At 62.8% G+C, this 18,736-nt stretch carries 16 protein-coding genes; 12 read left to right on the top strand and 4 right to left on the bottom strand.

Annotated elements, in window-relative coordinates; all coding sequences use genetic code 11:
• The 7 genes from M9890_11525 to M9890_11495 form a co-directional block, all read left to right on the top strand.
• A partial coding sequence (locus M9890_11525) for a hypothetical protein (GenBank protein ID MCO5177580.1) occupies positions 1–807 on the top strand: 807 nt, incomplete at its 5' end.
• On the top strand, positions 791–1,546 hold the full coding sequence (locus M9890_11520; GenBank protein MCO5177579.1) for a hypothetical protein: 756 nt from the start codon (positions 791–793) through the stop codon (positions 1,544–1,546). The genes M9890_11525 and M9890_11520, both read left to right, overlap by 17 nt.
• Positions 1,543–2,577 carry an energy-coupling factor transporter transmembrane protein EcfT gene (locus tag M9890_11515; GenBank protein MCO5177578.1) on the top strand — a complete coding sequence of 345 codons (1,035 nt, stop codon included), beginning with the start codon at positions 1,543–1,545 and terminating at the stop codon, positions 2,575–2,577. Before M9890_11520 ends, M9890_11515 begins: the two co-directional genes overlap by 4 nt.
• A complete protein-coding gene (locus M9890_11510; protein ID MCO5177577.1) occupies positions 2,574–4,184 on the top strand; it encodes an ATP-binding cassette domain-containing protein in 1,611 nt (536 codons plus the stop codon). Before M9890_11515 ends, M9890_11510 begins: the two co-directional genes overlap by 4 nt.
• A 129-nt stretch (positions 4,185–4,313) precedes the next feature.
• A complete protein-coding gene (gene lon / locus M9890_11505; protein ID MCO5177576.1) occupies positions 4,314–6,719 on the top strand; it encodes an endopeptidase La in 2,406 nt (801 codons plus the stop codon).
• Positions 6,720–7,403: 684 nt separating this feature from the next.
• Positions 7,404–7,595 (top strand): hypothetical protein, encoded by a 192-nt coding sequence (locus tag M9890_11500; protein ID MCO5177575.1) that lies wholly within the window; start codon positions 7,404–7,406, stop codon positions 7,593–7,595.
• A gap of 161 nt (positions 7,596–7,756) precedes the next feature.
• Complete coding sequence (locus tag M9890_11495; GenBank protein MCO5177574.1) at positions 7,757–8,095, top strand: cyclic-di-AMP receptor; 339 nt, start codon at positions 7,757–7,759, stop codon at positions 8,093–8,095.
• Between the two features lie 28 nt (positions 8,096–8,123).
• Here the strand turns inward: M9890_11495 and M9890_11490 are convergent, their stop codons facing one another.
• The gene (locus M9890_11490; GenBank protein ID MCO5177573.1) at positions 8,124–9,452 is read right to left on the bottom strand and encodes an MFS transporter; all 1,329 of its coding nucleotides are present in this window, start codon (positions 9,450–9,452) and stop codon (positions 8,124–8,126) included.
• 131 nt (positions 9,453–9,583) lie between these two features.
• Between M9890_11490 and M9890_11485 the strand changes: the two genes are divergently transcribed.
• The 4 genes from M9890_11485 (at position 9,584) to M9890_11470 (ending at position 15,063) form a co-directional block, all read left to right on the top strand.
• Positions 9,584–12,073, top strand: coding sequence for a tetratricopeptide repeat protein (locus M9890_11485; GenBank protein MCO5177572.1), 2,490 nt, complete (start codon positions 9,584–9,586; stop codon positions 12,071–12,073).
• Between the two features lie 296 nt (positions 12,074–12,369).
• The gene (locus tag M9890_11480; protein ID MCO5177571.1) at positions 12,370–12,927 is read left to right on the top strand and encodes a hypothetical protein; all 558 of its coding nucleotides are present in this window, start codon (positions 12,370–12,372) and stop codon (positions 12,925–12,927) included.
• 356 nt (positions 12,928–13,283) lie between these two features.
• Positions 13,284–14,117, top strand: a complete 834-nt coding sequence (locus M9890_11475; GenBank protein ID MCO5177570.1) for a hypothetical protein — start codon at positions 13,284–13,286, stop codon at positions 14,115–14,117.
• Positions 14,118–14,136: 19 nt separating this feature from the next.
• On the top strand, positions 14,137–15,063 hold the full coding sequence (locus M9890_11470) for a hypothetical protein (GenBank protein ID MCO5177569.1): 927 nt from the start codon (positions 14,137–14,139) through the stop codon (positions 15,061–15,063).
• Between the two features lie 65 nt (positions 15,064–15,128).
• Here the strand turns inward: M9890_11470 and M9890_11465 are convergent, their stop codons facing one another.
• Together M9890_11465 and M9890_11460 are read right to left on the bottom strand one after the other, a co-directional pair.
• Entirely contained in the window at positions 15,129–15,950 is an 822-nt protein-coding gene (locus M9890_11465; GenBank protein ID MCO5177568.1) for an IS5 family transposase, read from the bottom strand.
• Positions 15,913–16,578 (bottom strand): hypothetical protein, encoded by a 666-nt coding sequence (locus M9890_11460; GenBank protein ID MCO5177567.1) that lies wholly within the window; start codon positions 16,576–16,578, stop codon positions 15,913–15,915. Before M9890_11460 ends, M9890_11465 begins: the two co-directional genes overlap by 38 nt.
• Positions 16,579–16,741: 163 nt before the next feature.
• Here M9890_11460 and M9890_11455 point away from each other — a divergent pair, with 163 nt between their 5' ends.
• A complete protein-coding gene (locus M9890_11455) occupies positions 16,742–18,337 on the top strand; it encodes a peptide chain release factor 3 (protein MCO5177566.1) in 1,596 nt (531 codons plus the stop codon).
• Between the two features lie 5 nt (positions 18,338–18,342).
• On the opposite strand, the gene M9890_11450 is transcribed toward M9890_11455, so the two are convergent.
• On the bottom strand, positions 18,343–18,736 hold a 394-nt coding region (locus M9890_11450), incomplete at its 5' end, for a hypothetical protein (GenBank protein MCO5177565.1).

Here is an 18,736-nt window from a genome sequence, read left to right as displayed (position 1 = left end):
TACGACGCGGCCAGCGTGGCTGGAGGCGGCGATGCCAACTCGACGGCGCTGGCGATTCAGGCGGTCGTGGCGGCCGGACAGAACCCTGCGAACTGGGAAGGCGGCGACCTGACCGCAGCGCTGGCCACGTTCCAGAACGACTCCGGTGCCTTCCAGTTCCAGCCGGCCATGCCGGACGATTCGATGCTGGCGACGACACAGGCGATCCCGGCGCTGCTCGGCGAAGCACTGCCGATCCGCCCGATCGCTGCGCCCTACGCCATCGCCGCGGCTGCCGAGGCTCAGGCACTGTCGGGTTGCGACTTCGTCGCCGAGACGCAGCACAACATCTGCGAGCCGTTCCGCGCCTACTGGAACGCGCACGGTGGCGCAGACGCCTTCGGGCAGCCGCTGACCGAGATGCATTACGAGGGCGACCTGCTGGTTCAGTATTTCGAGCGCGCGCGCTTCGAGTGGCACAGTGAGTTGGCCGGCACCGAGTGGCAGATCCTGCTCGGCCTGCTCGGCGCGGAGACGATCCAGGCGGAAGCGATCGACGCTGGCCCGATCGAGGCTAGCAGCGCCACCGACTGCAACTTCATCACTGAGACGCAGCACAACGTCTGCGGCGAGATGCTGGCCTTCTGGCAGTCGCACGGCGGCGTGCCGATCCTCGGCTTCCCGCTGACCGAAGCGAACGAAGTCTGCAACGACGATGGTTGCGGCACGGTCCAGGTCTTTGAGCGCGCGCGCATCACGCAGAGCGACGATGGGTTCGTGCTCGACGATCTCGGCATACAGGCGGTCGAGCGTGCGCTGGCCCGCTAGCCAGATTCGGCGGCTCAGCCTTGCGCTGACGCTTGTCGCCGCGCTGCTGCTCGGCAGCGGTGCGGCGGCAGACGATCTTCAACAGGCCGGTCTCGTCGTGCGTCACGACGACGGCTCGCTCGTCTATGTTCTGGTGACATTCCCCGAAGATTCCATCTCCAGCGAGGAGTTGCTGCAGCGATCCGGACTGGATACCGAAGTCGCACCGTTCGGCGGCATGGGCGGCGCGGTCTGCTCGCTGGATGGCGAAGGCTGTCCGGCGACGGACTGCTTCTGCAAGTCGTACACAAGCCCCGCCTGGTTCTGGCACTTCTACACCTGGCAGGACGGCGACTGGGTCATGGAGCTGCGCGGCGCGGCGAGCCGCGAGGTGCACGATGGCGACATCGACGGCTGGTCGTGGACGAGTGGCGACGGGCAACTCCCGCCGGTGACGCTGGCCGAGATCGCTGAGCTGGCCGCGAGCCAGCAGGAGGCCGAACCGACCCCGACGACACCACCGACCGAAGCAGTAGCCGAGGCACCAACCGAGCCGCCCGTAGCCGTCGCGGCAACCCCGACCGAGCAGCCAACCGCCATAGCGGTCGTCATCTCGCCGGACGGCACGCCCACCGCACATACAACAACCTCGACCGACGACGGCAACACAAGCTGGCGGATCTTCGCGGCGATGCTGATTGCAGTCGTGCTGGTCGCCGGGCTGGTCGCGCTGCGCCGACGGAAGCCGCGCGCACCATGAGCGCGGCATCACGGGCTGATACTCGCAGCGCTGGCAAGATCAATCCGGCAGCCTGGCTGGCGTGGTTCGGCGCGGCGGCGCTGACGCCGGTCGTCAGCCGCAACCCGCTCTATCTCGCGCTAGCGCTGCTGGTCGTGCTGACCGTCTACCTGTCCATCCCGCATGAAGGATCGCTGGCGCGCGCCTGGCGGCTAGTCGTCGTCATCGGGACGACGCTGTCGCTCTTCTCGGTCGGATTCAACCTGCTGACGGTCCACATCGGCGACCGTGTCATCATGGAGTTGCCGTCACGACTACCGATCATTGGCGGCGCACTCACCTGGAACGCGTTCGTCTATGGCGTCACCTCGGCGCTGGCGATCGCCACGCTGCTCATCAGCGCCGCCACGCTCAGTGCCGCCGTGCGGCAGGCCGACCTGATCCGGCTGCTGCCGTCCCGCGTCGCCACGCTCGGCATCGCCGGGACGGTCGCGCTCACGCTCATCCCGCAGACGATCGCCGCCGCTCGCGAGATCTACGACGCCCAACGTGCACGCGGTCACCGCTTCCGTGGCCTGCGCGACGCCCCCAGCCTGCTGACCCCGCTGCTCGCTGCCGGCCTGGAACGCTCGCTGGTGCTGGCCGAAGCGCTGGAGACGCGCGGCTTTGGGGCCAGTCGCGTCGCGCAGCCATCCCCCCGTCGTCGCTGGCCGCTGGTTGCTGCGAGCGCCGCGGTCGTCCTGGCGCTCGCCCTGATCGGCACCGGACGCGTCCTGCCCGGTGTCGGCATGATTGTCATCGCCATCTTCGCCTCGCTCGCCGGCGTCGGCGGGCAGCAGCCGCGCTCGCGCTTCCGTCCGCTCGTCTGGGACATAGCGTCGGTCGCCGTCTGCGCGGTCGCCGGTCTGGTCGTGGTCACGCTGGCCGTTAGCCTCGCACGTGGTCTGCTGACCTTCAGCCCATTCCCGCGCCTCACCACGCCGCCGTTTGATCCGCTTGTTGGTGGCGCGATTTTGCTGCTGTTGCTGCCGGTCGTCTGGAGCAATCGATGAGCACGATCGTCGCAGAGAGCCTGACCTACCAGTTCCCGCGTACGACACGCACTGCCATCCGCGACATCTCGTGGCAGGCGCAGGCCGGTACGCTCACGCTCGTCGTCGGCGACTCGGGTGCCGGGAAGTCGACCCTGCTGCGCTGCCTGAATGGTCTGATCCCGCACTTCCACGGCGGCCACATTGCCGGGCACGTTCACGTGCTCGGCCACGACACCCGCGATGTCGCCCCGCGCGATCTGGCCCACGCCGTCGGGCTCGTCTTTCAGGACCCCGAGGCGCAGATCATCGCCGACCGCGTCGAGGATGAGATCGTCTTCGGCATGGAGAACCTCGGCATGGAGCGGCGCACGATGCGCGTCCGGCTGGAAGAGACGCTCGACCTGCTCGGCATCCACCACCTGCGCGACCGTGAGACGGCCACGCTCAGCGGCGGCGAGCGGCAGCGCGTAGCGATCGCCGCCGCCATCGCGACGCGGCCCGACCTGCTCGTCCTCGACGAGCCGACCTCGCAGCTCGATCCGCTGGCCGCCCACGACGTGCTGGCCGCCATCCGTCGGCTGAACGACGATCTCGGCATGACCGTTGTACTCGCCGAACACCGCCTCGACCGCGTGCTGGCCTTCGCCGAGCGCATCGCGTTGCTTCGGGACGGCCAGCTGACTGAGGGGACGACACAGGAGATGCTGGAACACCTCGACGACGTCCCGCCGCTCGTCGAGCTTGCACGTGCGCTCGGCTGGCAGCCCATCCCACTAACAGTCCGCGAGGCGCGGCGGCACATCGACCTGCATGCCGAATACCCAGCACTGCCCATCCGCACACGTTCACTTGGCGACGAGCTGGTCCGGCTGGAGGGCGTCAGACATCGCTACGAAGGGCTGGAGGCGCTGCGCGATGTGGCGCTGAGCGGCTACGCCGGGGAAGTCATCGCCATCATCGGGCGCAACGGCTCGGGCAAGACGACGCTGCTGAAGCACGTCAACGGCCTGCTGCGCCCCAGCGCCGGTCGCGTCATCGTCAACGGCGCAGACGCTGCCCGCCGACCCGTCCACGAGCTGGCCCGCGTGGCCGGGTATGTCCCGCAAAACCCGAGCGCGATCCTCCACCAGGAGACGCTCGCCGACGAGCTACGCTTCACCCTGCGTGCCCAGCAACAGGAGTGCGATGGCGCGATCGATCCCCTGCTTGAAACGCTCGGCATTCAGCAGCATCGCGAGCGCCACCCGCTGGACCTGTCCGGCGGCGAGCGACAGCGTGCAGCGCTGGCGGCCATCGCAGTCGCACAGCCATCGATCCTGCTGCTGGACGAGCCGACGCGCGGCCTGCCCGGCCACGACAAGGCGACTCTTGCCGGATTCGTTCGTCAGTATGCGGACGCCGGACGCCTCGTCATCGTCGCCACGCACGACGTCGAATTCGTCGCCAATGCCGCCGATCGCGTCATCGTCCTCGCCGACGGCGAGATCATCGCCGACGGCCCCCCGCGCCAGACCCTCGCCGGCTCCCTCACCTTCGGCACCCAGATGAATCGCCTGTTCGGCGGCGAGGTGCTGACAGTTGCGGATGCACTGGCGACAATAGGTCATCAGGCATCGAATGACTGAGCATGGCTGGTATCATTAACAGTCACGCCTGCGCGCTGTGGAAACGCACGAAATCAGGCATCCGGATCCACGCGCAGCCGCCTGGACATGACCACTTGACCAATTCGCCAATCACTTCGAGGACGATACATGCCCCGACGTTCGACCAAGAGTAGCCAGCCCACTCCAAGCCCGGACTTGCCGGAGGATTTCGATCAAACCGACGCTGCGGCGGCCGATGAGCCAGCGGTGAGCGACATGAGCCAGGAGCGGCTGACGCTGCCGGTGCTGATCCTGCCGCAGACACTGCTGCTGCCACACATGTCCCTTCCCTATCCGCTCGACGACAACGAGGAATTGCGCGCCGTCGATCAGGCAATCAACGATGACCGGCTCGTGCTTGTCCTCGCGACCCGCGATCAGGATGAGGATGTCGACGAGGATTTCCTGCCCGATGAGGACAGTCCTTCCGGCGGCTCAACGCAGGACATCGCCAGCTACGCATCCCTCGTCAGCAACGACGAGCTGTGCGACGTCGGTGTGATCGCCGAGGTCGGCCACAAGATCAGCCGACCGGGCGGCCCATCACACGTCATCCTCCAGGGTGTCGCCCGGGGCAAGGTGCTGAGCATCGACCAACGCGAGCCGTATACCCTCGCCAGCGTCGAGCGTTATGACGACCCTTCGGTCACGACGATCGAGGCGCAGGCGGTTATGTCACACGTCATGGAACAGGTCGAGAACTACGTCTCGATGCTGCCGAACGTGCCCGACGAAGTCCTGACGATGGTGCGCAGCGTCGATGAGCCCGGCTGGCTCGCCGACCTGATCGCCTTCTCGCCGGAGTTCCAATCCTCCCGCCGTCAGGAAGCATTGGAGATCTTCGATCCGGTGCTGCGTCTGCGCTCGATCAGCTCTGTGTTGTCCGAGCGTCTGGAGTTCCTGACCCTGCGCCACCAGATCCAGAGCGAGGCGCAGGCGGGCATGGATCGCCAGCAGCGCGAGTACATGCTGCGCGAGCAACTGCGCACGATTCAGCGCGAGCTGGGCGAGCTGGTCAGCGAAGAAGCACTGGTCGAAGAGTTCCGCGAGAAGATCGAAGCCGCCGGGATGCCGGAAGAGGTCGAGCACAAGGCACTGTTGCAGGTCTCGCGCCTGGAGCACCAGCATCCGTTCTCACCGGAGATCGGCGTCATCCGCTCCTACCTGGAGTGGTTGACCGACCTGCCGTGGGCGATCGAAACGGACGACCGGCTTGATCTGGCCGAGGCGGCGCGCATTCTCGACGAAGATCACTATGGCCTGCAGAAGGTCAAGGAGCGCATCATCGAATTCATCGCCGTCCGCAAGCTGGCCGGCAACAAGATGAAAGCGCCGATCCTCTGCTTCGTCGGACCGCCGGGCGTCGGCAAGACCAGCCTCGGCAAGTCGATCGCCCGCGCCATCGGCCGCTCCTACGTCCGCATGTCACTTGGCGGCGTGCGCGACGAGGCGGAGATCCGCGGCCATCGCCGCACTTACGTCGGTGCGATGCCGGGCCGCGTCATCAAGGCGCTGCGCGACGCCAAGACGAAGAACCCGGTCATGGTCCTGGATGAGATCGACAAGGTCGGCTCCGATGCGTTCCGTGGCGATCCGTCGTCGGCGCTGCTGGAGGTGCTCGACCCCGAGCAGAACCATTCGTTCTCGGACCACTATCTCGAAGTGCCCTTCGATCTCTCACAGGTCATCTTCATCACGACCGCGAATCTGCTGGAGCCGATCCCGGCCCCGCTGCGCGACCGCATGGAGATCATCGAGGTGCCCGGCTACACCGAGCTGGAGAAGCTGGAGATCGCCCGCTCGTTCCTGCTGCCGAAGGCGCTGGAGGCCCACGGGCTGACGACCGACCATCTGGCCGTCACCGACGACACCGTCCTGCGGCTGATCCGCGAATACACTCACGAGTCCGGCGTGCGTAATCTGGATCGCGAACTGGGCGCGCTGTGTCGCAAGATCGCCCGTCGGGTTGCCGAGACGGACTCGCCCGAACTGACAACGGTACACGCCGACGACCTGCCGCACTACCTCGGCATCCCGCGCTTCGAGTACGGTCTGGCTGAGGAGCATGACGAGATCGGCGTTGCCACCGGCACGGCTGTCACCAGCGCCGGCGGCGACCTGCTATCGGTCGAGGTCAGCATCACCAGCGGCAAGGCCGAACTGATCCTGACCGGCCAACTCGGCGACGTGATGCAGGAATCGGCGCGCGCCGCGATCTCCTACGCCCGCTCGCGCGCTGATGCGCTCGGCATCCCGGAGGGCTACTTCGACAACCACACGATCCACATCCACGTCCCGGCCGGCGCGATCCCGAAGGACGGCCCCTCGGCCGGTGTGACGATGGCGACCGCGCTCATCTCGGCGATCACCGGCATCCGCGTCCATAAGGATGTCGCGATGACCGGCGAGATCACGCTGCGTGGCAAGGTGCTGCTGATCGGCGGCCTGCGAGAGAAAGTTCTCCGCCGCACACCGAGGCGGCATCACCACGATGATCGCCCCGGCGCGCAATGAGAAGGATCTCGCCGACCTCCCGGAGATCAAAGTGAAATGTCCTGCCCGTCCGCCTCGTCAGCCAGCATGGACGAAGTGCTGGAGATCGCCCTCGGCTGGCGTCCTGCACGCCGTCAAGGAGCTCGCCAGCGTCGCGGACTGATCATGCTGGTCTGAGAACGGCCCTGTCGCGGCTACATGCGACAGGGCCGTGTTGCCGTCAGAGTTCGGTCGCTCAGGCGTGGCGGCCACACCGTCTTGAGCGGCGATTTCCGCGTTGGACTGAAGTCCGGCGGGCATACGGGCTCAAGATGACAGGCGAGGTTGGTTATCGGACCCATGTTCGCCATTGCTAGCAATGAAGGCTCGGTAACCTACCTCTTGTCCCGTCATTTCGAGGCCGCAGCTGAGAAATCTCCCACCCTTCCGACTCAATCCAACGCAGGTAAGAGTCGGCATTGTCATCGACGCGGGAGTCTCGATATCTGGCGTGATGTGTGCCGTCCCGCGGAACCCGTGCCGATACCCGGCCGCCATGGCACGGCAGCAATGCCCCATCAATTCGTCGATCGCGCCGACACGCCCCCACCCCGCCCCCGAAAAATCACCACCTCACTCACCACATCAGCTCCTACCTTCTCAACAGGCCACTGAACGGTTGTCTTCGCGAAGGGAGCACGATGAGTACGTCACACGATCCGCCAGATGTCGAGCCCCGGGCAGTACGAGATCCGCGTGAAGAGCCACCTCGACGCACGCTGGGCCGACTGGTTCCACGGGCTGCACCTTAGTCACGGGCGCGATGGCACGACGGTCATCTGCGAGCCGATCCCCGACCAGGCCTCGACGTCCGCCACGACCCCGTCGGCGTCCGAAGAGTTGTTGCCTGCACTCTAGTTCCAGACACGTTGCATGGTTGCCCGCTCCGGGTTGGCTGAGCGGGCAACCTGTTTCTCGCGACCGGCGCGACGGATATGATGCTACCAACGCAGCATCCAGACCTGACGGTACGCTATACTCCGCATACCAGCCGTTGGTAGATAGCAGAGGTAGGCGAGATGAAGCTGATCATCGCGATCGTGCAGGACGAAGATGTTGACAACCTGACCGACGCCCTGATCACGGATAGCTTCCGGGTGACGCGCATCGGTAGCACCGGATCGTTTCTCCGCATGGGCAACAGCTCGCTGATGACCGGCGTCGAAGATCACCAGGTCCCGCAGGTGATCTCGATCATCCGCCGCGTCTGCCGCCGCCGCAAGCAGATGGCTGTCCCCTATTCACCGGCGCTGGAGCCGGGCCTGCTCTACATGCCGGAGAACTTCGAGGTCGAAGTCGGCGGCGCGGTCATCTTCGTCCACAACGTCGAGCGCTTCGAACGGTTGATGCCGGCCTAGTCCGGACAATCTCCCCGGCGGTCACGCCTCAGTCGCTACTACTCAACGCCGCAGTCGGCACGATGCTGGATGACTCCACGCTCCCGGCGATCAGGAACCCGCTGAAGACGAGGATCGCGGCAACCGGGCCAACCAGTCGGATGCCGAGCGGATGCTCAGCCGAACTGCCAAAGATCAGCAGCAGCCCCAGAACCAGCGGAGCGATCGAGGTTGCCACCTTCTCGACAAACGCCTGCGCGCCGTAGAACACGCCCTCACGTCGCCCGGCAGATCGCAACGCATCCTCGTCGCACATCTCCGCCACCAGTGGGCCGGGGAACAGGAAGATGCCCGCCAACGGCGCACCGACTAGCATCAGCACGGCGATCACCTCACCTTCGACCGGCACACCGGGGACGAACCCGGCGACACCCAGCAGCGGGAACGCCAGCGCGGCAGACAGCATCGCCACCCGATACCCGTGCAGCGGCGTCGTGCGTCGGGCCAGACTGGAAAACAGCGGGATCGCCAGCATCATCGTCCCCAGCCCGACCGCCGTCAGCAGCGCCACCCAGATACCTTCGGCATCCTGCCGCAGCACGCCGCTGACGTAATACGGCAACAGGCCGAGCAGCATCGTCAGCGCTGCCTGGAACAGGACGAACGAGGCCATGAAGCGCAGAAAGCGGCGGTGCTCCAGCAGCGCGCCGATCGAATCACGCAGGCTGACCTCAGCACTCGCCACACTGCGCCGCGCCGGTTCCCAGACGCCGAACAGCCCGACGTAGCGACTCACCAGCGCCAGCACGGCCACTACCGCCGCCATCCCCACGAAACCGAACCGGGCGACGAGGAGACCGCTCCCCACCAGCCCCACCCCTGCGCCGACGATGCCGAAGTAGACGCGACGCGCCGAGAGATCGAGGCGCTCTGCAGCCGTCGGTGCAATCTCCGGTAGCAACGCGTCGTACGGCGCGTTGGCGATCGTCGCAAAGAAGTACAGCAATTCCATCGTCAGGAAGAGATACAGCGCCGCACCGAGCGGTCCGACATTTGTCGGCGGGACAAGCACCAGGAAGCCAAACAGCGCCATCAACGGCGTACCTGCCAGGACGAACGGGATGCGTCGACCGAGGCGGCTCGACGAGCGGTCGCTCCACCAGCCGATCAGCGTGTCATCGAACGCCTCAATCAGCTTGCCGGCAAACAGGATGATGCTCACCGTCGAAATCCGCAGCAGCGCTTCGCGGTCGGCGTCAGCCGGCGGCGCGTAACAATATAGCAGCCAGACATTGCGTGCCTGAGTCAGCGACTCCACGCCGAGATAGCCAACAGGATAGAGTAGACGTCCGCGCCGCGAGAGGTTGCCGATCGCCACCGAACAGTCCATTCTTGCACCACAATTGACCAACTGGTGGCGCTACAATGAGTCTACGCACACGATACACGATCGCAGACACAACTATGCGTCCAAGCGATCCGCGCGGCTATGATCTGGATGGTGCGCACATGCAGAACCAAGCTCAGCCGGAGAATCACTCCCGTCTCGCGGCAATCCTCGCGGAATATATCGGCGGACAGAAGCAAACCGACATCGCTCAGGCGGCCGGGCTACCGAAGGCGACACTCAATCGCTGGCTCCACGGCAAGTCCGTCGCACCCTACTATTGGGACGGACTGCTCCAACTGCTGGCGACACTGCAACTGACCCGAGCGCAGGCGAACCGCGCGCTGCGAGCGGCGGGCATCCCGACCATTGACGCACTGTACACGTCGCAGCTCGAACGCGCGGCCCTGCTCGAACGCTGGCTGGTGCGCGCACCAAACAACCTGCCGGCAGAACTGACCTCGTTCGTCGGTCGCGACGACGAGGTGATCGACCTCGCCATCTTCCTGTCCCAACCGAGCGTGCGCCTCGTCACCCTGACTGGTCCGGGCGGCAGCGGAAAGACCCGGTTGGCACTGCGCGCGGCAGCCGAACTCCTCGACGCATTCCCCGACGGCGTGTTCTTCGTCAGCCTCGCCGACAGCACCGACCCAACGCAACTGATGCCGCAGGTTGCCATGGCACTCGGCCTCGCCGACAGCACTGACGCAACGCCCGAAGAGCGCATCACCGCCTGGCTTACTCGCCGCAAGATGCTGCTCATCCTTGACAACCTCGAGCAGATCATCGACTGCGGCCCGGCGCTGGTGCGGCTGTTGCAGGCAGCACCGGGCGTCACGATCCTGACAACCAGCAGAGTGCCGCTCCATGTCAGCGGAGAACACCGTCGAATGGTCCGACCGCTGCCAGTGCCATCCCCCGAAGCGCCCATCGAGACGCTGGCAGCCAACTCGGCAGTCGAGCTGTTCGTCCAGCGCGCGCAGACCGTCGATCACGAGTTCACGTTGACGCCGGCGTCGGCTCCAGATATCGCCACGCTCTGCGCACGACTCGACGGTCTGCCGTTGGCGATCGAGCTGGTCGCCGCCCGCACCGACAGCTTCACCCTGGCAGACCTCGTCAGCCGCGTCCCTGATGTGCTGTCACTGGCTGGAGACGGACCGCGCGACGTCGCTGAACGGCAGCGTGCCCTCCGCGCGACGATCGCCTGGAGCGAGCAGTTGCTCTCGTCGCCTGCCCAACGGTTGTTCGCCCGACTCGGCATCCTCAGCGGCTGGAATGAATCTCTTGCTATCTCCGTCGCCAGCGGCCCGGACCTGGCCGCCGATGACATCCCGACCCTGCTTGCCGCCCTCAACGACGCCAACCTCATCGAACACTTCGACGACGGCCCCACCTCACGCTACCGGATGCTGGCGACGATCCGCGAGTACGCCCTCGAACGCCTCGACGCGACCAACGAACGCGACGCGACCGCCGAACGCCACGCCCGAGCAATGCTCGCCCTCGCCGAGGACGCGCCACCCTACGTTCCGAAGGGCAGCCGTGCCGGCTGGTTTGAGCGCGTTGACCGCGAGCGCGCGAACTTCGACGCCGCGCTCATCTGGGCACAGACAACCGGCGAAACGCTCTTACTGGCGCGCCTCGCTGCCGCGCTCTGGCCCTACTGGCTGGAGTACCCGCTGGGACGCATCGGCTATCACTGGGTTACAACCGCGCTAGCTGATGCAGATGACCTGCCGGCCCGGGTACGAGCAGAACTGCTCACCGGCGCTGCCCACTTCGAACTGACGTCGAACAGTCACGACCTCGTTTATGTACATGCAACAGAGGCCCTGGCGATCTGGCAGGAGATCAACGACCCAGTCGGCCAAGCACACATTTTCGCAACGCTCGCATGGGCGAGGATCACCACTGATGGTCCGCGAACAGCGCTGATCTTGCTCGAGCAACAAGTCGAACAATGGCAAGCAGCTGGCAATGATTTGGGAGTCGCTACGGCGCTGAGCGAAATGGCCGTGCTCCATATCGTGCTCGGTCATTTCGATACTGCGGCCCCGTACCTCCAGCAATACCAGGAGATTGCTCAACGAACCGGTGATGCCCTCTGCCAAGCACAAGCGCTCCATAACCTCGGGCTGCTCGCCCTCCTGCAGGGCGACATCGATGGCGCACTCAGGAACCTTGGAGAATCAGTCACCCGGCTCGAAGCCGAGCGCCCAACCTTCCTCGCCTCCGACGCAACGCTCTATCTCACAACCGCGCAGTGCCTGGACGGACAGCTCGACACTGCCAGTGCAGGCTATCGCGATCTTCTGCTCCTGTACGAGCGCACCGGCGACCTCTATCATCAATCGCTCGCCATCCTGGGCCACGCCGCCGTCGCGCACCGCCGCGGCCAGGCCGAGCATGCCGCCTGGCTCTGCGGCGTCGCCATGCCCCTGCAACACACCAGCGGCCTCACCCCGCTCCCGGCTGTCCAGGCCTTCTACGACCGCGAAGTACAACTCCTCCGCGCCCAGATCACGGATGAAGCGTTTGCATCGGCATTTGCGCGTGGGGCGGCGGTGCCGCCGGACGAGGCGGTGGGGGTGGTATTAGGGCGCAAATAGGTGAGTGACGACTAACTCTCAAAAGGAAATTTCAGTCGACTTCCATCGAAGCCGGTACCATCAACGGATGAACCGAAATACACAAGTTATGGTTCGTTCCATTTGGTTTCAGTTTCTCATCAGCCCTGTGTAAACGATTGACAGCCCCCAATTAGTGGATACGCTTGATCCGCACGACATATTTGCGCGTGACGCTGCTGTCTCTGCGACAGAGGGCTTGGTGAACCTTGAATCACACATCTCACATACGCGAGTATCGGGCTCGGCCAGGAAATCCGGATGACCCCGGCCGCATTGTGGCGCAAATTCAACGTGGCCGCGAGACTGCCCTCATCAATGATTCGGATCTATCAACTCCGTGGATTCTTGCTGTTGACGGCGTGATCGTCGGCATGTTGACCACTCGGCATGAAGCACTTACCGAATTGACGCGTTTCGAACGTTTACAGGCTCAGCTAATGGAGCTAGTTGCCTGGGCAGTTCAGCACGTCCTGAACCGAATCAGAGACCCAATGTACTACGGTGAGGATGGGTTCTTCAGACCCGTGCCAGCACTTGCGGCAGCAGTCACCTACCAGCACGGTATGTATCTGCTCTATGGTCCCGCAATCGATCAAGGCGATGGCAGCTTTCCCGGCACGTCAGATCAGATGGAGGCGACGTCGGATCTGCTCGGTCTGTGTCTGAGTGAAATCTACGAACGGTATATGCGTTCGACAGTCCCCGGTTGGACCATGGCCGACGAGATGGAACCGATGATCAACGTAGGACTACAGGCGATGCGCTTGCGAAGAGACCTTGATGCTCAAGCCAACTCGATCATTAACGACGTGATGCGGCGGATGGGTCAGTAGCCGCACTCATAGCCAAAATCAAGGGGGAAGAATCACGATGGCGAAACAGACCTGGCTGTACTGCCGACGTTGCGGTCGGGATCGCATCTTTGAGTGGGTGTTCAAGGATCACGGGATTTTCGGTGGTAGCCACACCGATTGGCATTGCACTTCCTGCAGCAATTGTGAGTACGGCCCTGCGCGCCAACAGTGATGGTTTTCGGCACATCGTGCGCGCCGCGCAATGTCAGGGGCAACGGCGAAGGGGCCTTGGGGCGACTAGCTAATTGACAGCGGCGCGGGAGTAGCTCCCCTGAAATTCAAGCCGACACACCTGTCAGAATGGAAGAACACATTCGATGATACGAGTCACAATCGTGACGCTCTTCGTCCTTCTTGCCTGCTTTGGGTGTGGCGACGTCATAACCAATCCATCTCCACTACCGGCACAACAAGTCATTCCACCATCGACCCCGTCAAATGGTGGCAGTATTCAGTCGGCCGACGCCGTGATGTTCTGCCTTGATTCGACTAACACATACGATCGCGGTCTCTTTCGCTCTGCACTAAACTTTGCCGCCGATGGCATAGATGCTCTTGTGCGTCCACGGGAGCAGCGGCTAGTGTTCTATTTCTCAGCAATCACTGCCAACTCCTACTCCTCTGACAATGACTTGCTCACTGTGAGCATCCCGATCATCCCGACGCCCCCGGAACCACCCGTGTTTGCGACTGCGGTCAATCCCTACGGCTCAGCCGAGAAGACAGCCGTCGCCGAAGACAACGGACGACGAGAAGAGATCTATCAGCAAGCGCTTAATGATTATCAGCGACATGTCGAGGGAGTGACAAACGCTCTTGCCGAAAAGACAGCTGTTTTGCGCAACCTGAACCCAAGCGTTGACACAGGTGGGAGCGATAACTACGGTTGCATTGCTCGCGCAGCCGATCGTTTCCAGGAATCGTCTGGCAAACACATACTTATCCTCGCCACGGATCTTCTTGGAATCGGACCACAGCAGGATCGTGAAGCCGTAAACCTGAACGGTGCCTCCGTGGACATAATCTTTTATCCATCTAAGTATGCGACTGACAATCAGTATCGCATGGATCTGTGGCGCGGCTACTTTCAACTCAACGGTGCCGCGAGTGTCACATTCTATGACACAGCACAGTCAGAAATCATCACCTTAGAAGACCTACTTAAGTAAGTAGAGGGAGTTGCTACGCATGGATTTCGACACACTCATTATCATTACTCTCGGCACTATCTTCTTCTTGATTGTAATTCCTCATTTTCACAAACCAGTCGTGCTCATGTTGCAAGCTCTTTTCTCGCTACCATTCTACCCAGCAACTATTGTTTCTAACGCGCTCAATAGGCTCTGCGAAAGTACTAAGACGCGCATTGACCACACAGTCCAAGGTATACAAGAAAACTATGGTAAGAGCGAAGAGCATGCTGTGAATAGCATGTGGCTCGTGATCGAACCACTTCTGCATGCAATGCTCTTTCTCATTCTATTTACCGGCGATGCAATTCTCGCCATGCTCCGCTTTGCTGGCCTTCTGAACATCCCCGTTCATGACCTCCCGACGAATCGGCTTGATATCATCTTCGGGTTCATCTGGACCATTGCCATCTTCGCGCTCGGAGAGATATTCCTGCATCCACCGACATGGCTCAAGGTGCCCGAGGATTGGCAACGTAAATTTCGCATAGGCCTGATCGTGACGATTATTGTCGCAGCTGTGACTACCGTGCTGCTGTTCGTCTTCGCGGCAATGGCAATTTCAGGCGAGTCATCGCAGGCAATGAACATCAGTATTAACGCAGGCGTCGGGTTTGTTCTTTTCGTCATAACGGGGTTGACCGCGCTCTCCCTGAAGACAGCTCTTGCAAGTGCCTGGATAGCCATCTTGTGGGGATTCATCTTGGTGGCCCGGCTGGCTAGCCGACTGCTGGCGTTGTTCGCCACGATTATCGAACGGCTCTATTGGCTCGTCGTCCGCATTGTCGAAATTCCAATCGATCTTGGACGCCAGTTTCACAACTATCTCTGCAAATATCACGTCCTCTCCACATATCTTCACTTAACCGAGATGCGAGAATTGGATTACAGTCAGTATACATTGAAGGGAGCAGATGAGGAGTAGTGCTTTCGTATCGTTCACGGCTATAGACCGATCTGCTGACTGAAACGACTCGGAACTAGAGGGTGTTATGCACTTCCGTCGAGCAGCAGTCGCATGACACGGGTGAGCATGAGTGTGGAGAATGCGACCAGATGCAGTCCCGCCACCGTCTCAGGTAAGCGCTCGTAATCCTTGGCCAGACGCCGAAACCGGCTCAACCACGCGAACGAGCGCTCGACCACCCAGCGCCGGGGCAGCAACACGAATCCCTTGCGCGCCTCCGGCAGCTTGACCACCTCCAACCGGATGCCCCAGCCATCCGCTGCCGCTTCGGCATCTGCTCCGGTGTACCCCTGATCGACGTAGGCCAGCTCGATCGTGTCGCCAGTCGCCTCCTGTACCGCTGCCGCCAGTTCCTCGACCTGTGCGCGATCCTGCTCGTTCGCGGGCGTGACCACCAATGCCAGGAACTCCCCCAGCGTATCGACCGCCAGGTGCAGCTTCGAGCCCTTGCGCTTCTTGTGCCCGTCGTAGCCGCCTCGCGTGCCGTTCTCGATCGATCCCGACAGCGTGCGACTGTCGAAGATGGCAGCCGTGGGATCCACCGATTTCCCTTCCCCAAGCCGAATCAGGGCCCGCAGGTCGGCCACGATCGCCTCGAAGCAGCCAGCACGGAACCAGCGTTGGCTCTGCTGGTAGACGGTGTGCCAGGGTGGGAGATCGTTGGGCATGTAGCGCCATGGCGAGCCGGTGCGCACGATCCAGCGCAGGCCGTTGAACACCTCACGCAGATCATGGTCACGTTGTGGCGCATCCTCGGTCATCAACGTCAGATACGGAGCAACGAAGTCCCATTCTTCATCGCTGATATCACTCGGGTACGGCTTCCGGCATGCTGTGTTCTCCATCCCACAAGGGTATCGAGAACTTCCCAATGTGCATAACACCCTCTAACTCCCCAAGTGTGTTGAGAAGTTCTCGATTAATGTTGTACATAGTAGATGCATCATGACGTGATCCAGCACTCTTTTCCACAACAGTCAGGCAGAAGTACGCCATCGATAGCAGCGGCTCACGGCCTTCTAGATACTTGTCGTATCTAGTCCACATGTTCTGCACATCTGGGGATGCGGTAAACGCATCTGGAGGAGAAGGATATGTGCGACGAACCACGCTCATTGTAGGAGTAAATGCCGTGGCAGAACTTGATACAAAAGGCATATAGACGACTTGTGGCTCCCCAGGTGGAGGCGGATCGCGGTCGATGACATCAGCATCTTCATACTCAAATGACACCTGCCGCCGACGATATTGAAGAGCTGCTGAAATCACCCAATCCTGCAAAAACGGACCGATTCGCGCTTGAGCGCTGTCGATCGTCGAATGGTGCTCCTTCATCGTGACGGTCAGCAGACCGCCTGCTAATCGCACGCTGAAGGCATCGCGTTCGCGTTCTACAGGTGGCGGATCGCGAAACTCATCATCGCCACTAAGGACAAGGCGATAGCGAAGCTCCACCACGTGCGGATCGCGCAATTTCTCCTCCTGTTCGCGACAGTAAGATCATACGTTGGACGACACATCGAACATACATTGCTACCGGCGATACACGAGGCAAGAGGCTACAGGAACCCTCGCATGTCGCCTGTATAATTGAATGTTTGTTCTTGCATGAGTTACCGACGACGATGGAGCCACCTTGACCGCGACACTCCCAACCAACATTCAGCAGGAAGCCGCGCGACGCCGGACGTTTGCGATCATTTCGCATCCGGACGCCGGGAAGACGACGCTCACCGAGAAACTGCTGCTGTATGGAGGCGCGTTGCAGTTGGCCGGGTCGGTGGCGGGTCGCAAGGCGCAGCGCGCGGCCGCCAGCGACTGGATGAAGATGGAGCAGGAGCGCGGCATCTCGATCACCTCGACGGTGCTGTCGTTCCCGTACCGCGACCGGCAGGTGAACCTGCTCGACACGCCCGGCCACCAGGACTTCTCCGAGGACACCTACCGAACGCTCACCGCAGCCGACAGCGCCGTGATGGTGCTGGACGCGGCGCGCGGTATCGAGCCGCAGACGCTGAAGCTGTTCGAGGTCGCACGCGGTCAGGGCATCCCGATCTTCACCTTCATTAACAAGATGGACCGCCCGGCGCAGAGTCCGCTGGCGCTGCTCGATGAGATCGAGCGAACGCTCGGCATGGACGTCTGCCCGATGAACTGGCCGATCGGCGACGGGCCGGACTTCCAGGGCGTCTACGATCGCGCGACCGACCAGGTGCATCGCTTCGAGCGCACCGAGCATGGCGCACACCGAGCGCCGGTCAGCGTCGCTGGCGTCGACGACCCGCAGTTGGACAGTCTCATTGGCGCGGCTGCCGCGGCGCAGTTGCGCGAGGATGTCGAGCTGCTGGAGATGGCCGGTGCGCCGTTCGATCAGGAGCGGCTGCTGGCCGGTGAGCTGACGCCCGTCTTCTTCGGCAGCGCGTTGACCAACTTCGGCGTCCAGCTCTTCCTCGATGCGTTCGTCGATCTCGCACCGTCGCCCGGACACCGCGAAACGAGTGATGGTGGTGTCGATGCTGGCGACGAGACGTTCAGCGGCTTCATCTTCAAGATTCAGGCGAATATGGACCCGCGCCACCGCGACCGCGTCGCCTACCTGCGGGTCTGCTCCGGCCGCTTCGAGCGCGAGATGACTGTGCGCCACGCCCGCACCGGCAAGATGGTGCGGCTGGCCCGCCCGATGAAGCTGTTCGGGCAGGATCGTGAGACGGTCGAGGAGGGCTATGCCGGCGACGTCGTCGGGCTGATCAACCCGGGCGCATTCGCCATTGGCGACACCGTCTCCAGCGAGACGATCGGCGCGTTCCCGCCGCTGCCGCGCTTCCAGCCGGAGCACTTCGCTCGACTGGAGAACGTCAAGACCGATCGCTACAAGCAGTTCCTCAAGGGGCTGGAGCAGATCGAGGAGGAGGGCGGCATCCAGCTGCTGTATCCGACCGACTCCGGACGCCGCGAGCCGATCCTCGCTGCCGTTGGCCAGCTGCAGTTCGATGTCGTCCGCGACCGGCTGGAGAACGAGTACGGCGTCGAGACGCGGCTGGAGCCGCTCCCCTACGAGCTGGCGCGTTGGGCGAAGGGCGACCCGGAGACGATCGCCGAGCTGGCCCGCAGCCGCGGTCGCCTGCGTTGCGAGGATCGCGACGGCAACACCGTCCTGTGCTTCTCGACTACCTGGGACCTCAACTACGTCCTGCAGAACACCGAGGGTATCGAGCTGACCACCAGCGCCTGACGCGACTACGCCGGTGCACTGCCGTCATCCATCACCCAGAGGTAGATCGTCTGATTCTGGCAGTCGATCGCACCCTTGCCGCCGAACTCCGTCGGCTCCATATCGTCCGCCTCACGGGTGAGGTTGAAAACGATGTCGACGGAATCGGGCGCGTGGCTCGGTGAAATCTGTAGCGTGTTCAACTGCTGTTGGTCGTCGTGCTGATGACGCTCTTGCAGGTAGTTGAGCACCTGATTGCGGGATGAACTATTGAATGCAGTCGAGCCGCTCACAAATGCGCCGTACCCGATCAGCCCGAAGTTGCCGGCGAGTGCCTGTTCGAACGACCCCTCGGTCTCCGGCAGCATGTTACTGAGTGCCTCACGATCCCCACGATTGACGGCGTCGATGAACGCTGTC

This window comes from Thermomicrobiales bacterium (assembly GCA_023954495.1).
Classification (GTDB): domain Bacteria; phylum Chloroflexota; class Chloroflexia; order Thermomicrobiales; family CFX8; genus JAMLIA01.
Note: the sequence above shows the minus strand (reverse complement) of the source record. Positions and strands in the feature narration are given on the sequence as shown.

Excerpts from the sequence above, each read along its gene's own strand:
- M9890_11515 (MCO5177578.1), top strand. The coding sequence starts at position 1,543 with ATGAGCGCGGCATCACGGGCTGATACTCGCAGCGCTGGCAAGATCAAT.
- M9890_11510 (MCO5177577.1), top strand. The coding sequence starts at position 2,574 with ATGAGCACGATCGTCGCAGAGAGCCTGACCTACCAGTTCCCGCGTACG.
- lon (MCO5177576.1), top strand. The coding sequence starts at position 4,314 with ATGCCCCGACGTTCGACCAAGAGTAGCCAGCCCACTCCAAGCCCGGAC.
- M9890_11500 (MCO5177575.1), top strand. The coding sequence starts at position 7,404 with ATGTCGAGCCCCGGGCAGTACGAGATCCGCGTGAAGAGCCACCTCGAC.
- M9890_11495 (MCO5177574.1), top strand. The coding sequence starts at position 7,757 with ATGAAGCTGATCATCGCGATCGTGCAGGACGAAGATGTTGACAACCTG.
- M9890_11485 (MCO5177572.1), top strand. The coding sequence starts at position 9,584 with ATGCAGAACCAAGCTCAGCCGGAGAATCACTCCCGTCTCGCGGCAATC.
- M9890_11470 (MCO5177569.1), top strand. The coding sequence starts at position 14,137 with ATGGATTTCGACACACTCATTATCATTACTCTCGGCACTATCTTCTTC.
- M9890_11465 (MCO5177568.1), bottom strand. The coding sequence starts at position 15,950 with ATGGAGAACACAGCATGCCGGAAGCCGTACCCGAGTGATATCAGCGAT.